Origin of the sequence: Desulfosarcina cetonica JCM 12296 (genome assembly GCF_001311845.1) — a bacterium.
Lineage (GTDB): Bacteria > Desulfobacterota > Desulfobacteria > Desulfobacterales > Desulfosarcinaceae > Desulfosarcina > Desulfosarcina cetonica.
The window spans coordinates 1-3229 of record NZ_BBCC01000355.1 but is presented as its reverse complement, the minus strand read 5'-3'; the positions used below and the strand labels follow the sequence as shown (position 1 = coordinate 3229).

Below are 3229 nucleotides of genomic sequence, written 5' to 3'. Positions count from 1 at the left end.
GAATCGCCGTCATTCTGGCCGAAGGGGCCGCATCGGTCAGCCTGAACGCGGCCGATGTCGTCTGTACGGACATCGTCGGCGCACTTGAATTGCTCATGCACCCCCTTCGCCTGACGGCCACCTTGCGATCCTGAGAGGCGATGTGGAATGGTGATATGGGATCAGGCGGGAAACGTGGCAACGCAAAATTGACGGATTCGTAAGAAGCCCGAGATCAAGGCTTGCGAATCCTTAAGGAATGAGGCGTACTTTTGCGTACGCCGCAGTGACGAAGGATTCGCGTAACGCCGATATCGGGCTTCTTACGAATCCGTCCACAGGAACCTATCCGCCGATACCTTGCATCTGATCCTTAACCGGGCTGCTGTCGATGGAACAGAGCTGATGTCTGGCGGATTTTTTCTTGGCGGCGGTTCGGAAAACCTCGATCAGCTGCTCATCGGTGCCACCGCTTCTGAGAATTTCCCTGAAGGTTCGTAGTGATCCGAAAGAAGGCAGGCCCGCAATTTTCCGTCGGCCGTCAGACGCAGACGATTGCATTGGCTGCAGAAGTGATGGCTCAGGGCGCTGATGAAGCCGATTTCACCTGGCGCGCCGGCAATGCGAAATCGCCTGGCGGGGCCGTCGTTGCGACCGTTTTCAACGGGAATCAATTCCCCCAACGCCGTGCTGATGCGTTCCTGGATTTCGGGCGTCAGGATCTGATCCTGAGAACTCGTGCGGCTGTTGCCGATGGGCATGTATTCGATGAAGCGGATGTGGAAGGGATACGCCAGCGAGAGCCGGCCGAAATCGACGATTTCGTCGTCGTTGATGCCCCGCATGGCCACGGCGTTGATCTTGATCGGGGAAAAACCGATTGCATGGGCGCGCTGGATTCCCGCCCACACGCGATCAAACATGTCATAGCCGGTAATGTGGGCATAGCGTTCGCGTTTCAGCGAATCCAGGCTGATGTTGATGCGGCGGATACCGGCATCGAAAATCCGCTGGGCATTGGCTTCGAGCAGCACGCCGTTGGTGGTCAGGGAGATATCTTTCAATTCCGGAATGGCCGTCAAGCGGCGCAGAAGATCGATGGCGCCGTTACGGACCAGGGGTTCTCCGCCGGTGATGCGAACCTTCTGGATCCCCAGGCGAATGCCGACGTGGACGATGCGCAGAATTTCCTCGTAGCTGAGAATCTGGTCGTGGGACAGACGGGGGATGCGGCCATCCGGTACGCAGTAAAGGCATCTCAAGTTACAACGGTCGGTAATGGAAATCCGCAGATAGTTGAGGTGGCGTTGTTCGCGGTCGACCAGGCTGTCGTCTATGGCTTGATGGGTAGCGTTGGGCATTGCCAGGGTGCTTTCGTTCGGTGCCGCAGGCGGTCTCTCGGTGGCGGCCTTAGGCCTGGGCGTTTAAGATGGCCTCGACGAGACCGTCAATGGTGAAGGTGGCGGCTTCGATGGTTACGGTATACCCCAATTCCCTGGCCGTCTCGGAGGTGATGGGGCCGATGCTGGCTACCTGGACCCGATCCAGCAGGTCGTGGATCCGCTCCGCTGGCAGCAGGCGGTGAAAGTTTTTCACCGTGGACGAACTGGTAAAGGTGACCATGTCGACCCCGCCGGATTCAAGGCGTTCGATCAGTTCGGTGCCATCATTGTCAGCCTGCCGGGTCTCATAGGCGGTCACCTCGTCCACGATGGCGCCCATGCGGGTCAATTCCACCGGTAGAACGCTGCGAGCTTCCCTGGCCCGGGGCAAAAGGATTTTCGATCCCGTCACCGGCATGGCGGCAAAGGCATCGACCACCGATTCGGCGCGGTAGCTGGCCGGAATGATGTCACTGGCGAGGCCGAAGGCGCGCAAGCGCTGGGCCGTGGCAGGGCCGATGGTGGCCGTCTTGAGGTGGCCCAGTGCCCGCACGTCGAGCCCCTTGTCGAAAAGGCGGCGGAAGAAGAAGTCCACCCCGTTGACGCTGGTGAAAACCACCCAATCGTATTGATCCAAGCTGGCAATGGCCTGGTCCAGGGGCTCCGGGTCAGCCGGTGGAAAGACCTGGATCGTCGGGCACTGGATGCATTCGGCGCCGACGGCGGTCAGCTTGCGTACCAGATCGCTGGCCTGCTCCCGGGCGCGCGTGACCACGATGCGCCGTCCCATCAGGGGACGCTTTTCGAACCACTGCATGGTTTCGCGAAGCTTCACCACACCGCCGACGATGATAATGGCCGGCGCCTTGAGGCCCGCCTCACGAACGATGTCGACGATGGTGGCCAGGGTGCCGGTGACCGTGCGTTGCCGGGGCGTGGTGCCCCAGCGGATCACTGCCACCGGGGTGTCCGCCGGACGGCCGTTGGCCATCAGCTGTCCGGCAATCGTCGGCAGGTTCTTGACCCCCATGAAGAAGACCAGGGTGCCGATCCCCGTGGCCAGGGCTTTCCAATCCACACTGGACTCGGCCTTGGTGGGATCCTCATGACCGGTGACGAAGGCCACGTCCGAGGTGTAATCCCGATGGGTCAGGGGAATGCCCGCGTAGGCCGAGGCGCCGATGGCGGCCGTGACACCGGGGACCACCTCGAAGGCAATGCCGGCGGCGATCAGGACTTCGGCTTCCTCGCCCCCCCGACCGAAGATGAAGGGGTCGCCGCCCTTGAGGCGGGCCACAACGGCACCGCCTTGCGCCTTTTCCACAATCAGGGCGTTGATGCCCTCCTGGGGCAGGGTGTGGTCGCCGCCCTTCTTGCCCACATAGATCAGTTTCCGCGTCCGGCCGGGCGTGGGTTAAAAGGGCCGGTGAAGCCAGATAATCGTAGATCACCACATCGGCGGCGGCGATACAGTCGGCCCCCTTGACGGTGATCAGGCCGGGGTCTCCGGGACCGGCACCCACGAGAAATACCTTGCCGGTTTCAGGATGATTGGGCATGTTCGTTCAGTCTTTCCAGAATTTCGCCGGCACCCATGGCCAGCAGTGTCTCGGCCAACGCCACGCCGATCTGCTCGCTCTGGTCGGGGGCGCCGCTATGTGTCTGTTTGATCTGGCGGGTGCCGTCCACTTCGCAAACCAGACCGGTCAGGGAAATTTCGGCGACAATATGACCGTGGCCGGCGATGGGAACCTGACAGCCGCCTTCCAATCGGTTCAGAAAGGCCCGTTCACCCAGCACGACCTGCCGCGTGGGAAAATCGTCCAGCACGCCGACCACCGCCGCGACACGGGGGTCATCGGTGCGGG

Annotated in this window: 2 protein-coding genes and 2 pseudogenes; all 4 read right to left on the bottom strand. The window is 61.5% G+C overall.

Annotated features, from left to right (window positions below; genetic code table 11):
- Positions 1 to 428: 428 nt before the first annotated feature.
- A complete protein-coding gene (moaA, locus tag JCM12296_RS33640; RefSeq protein WP_246805281.1) occupies positions 429 to 1340 on the bottom strand; it encodes a GTP 3',8-cyclase MoaA in 912 nt (303 codons plus the stop codon).
- A 49-nt stretch (positions 1341 to 1389) separates the two neighbouring features.
- Positions 1390 to 2742, bottom strand: a complete 1353-nt coding sequence (gene cobA, locus JCM12296_RS33635; RefSeq protein ID WP_306304188.1) for a uroporphyrinogen-III C-methyltransferase — start codon at positions 2740 to 2742, stop codon at positions 1390 to 1392.
- A gap of 64 nt (positions 2743 to 2806) precedes the next feature.
- Positions 2807 to 2920: pseudogene (locus JCM12296_RS49975) on the bottom strand (SAM-dependent methyltransferase); the annotation flags it as partial.
- Positions 2904 to 3229: pseudogene (locus JCM12296_RS33630) on the bottom strand (hydroxymethylbilane synthase); the annotation flags it as partial. The pseudogenes JCM12296_RS33630 and JCM12296_RS49975, both read right to left, overlap by 17 nt.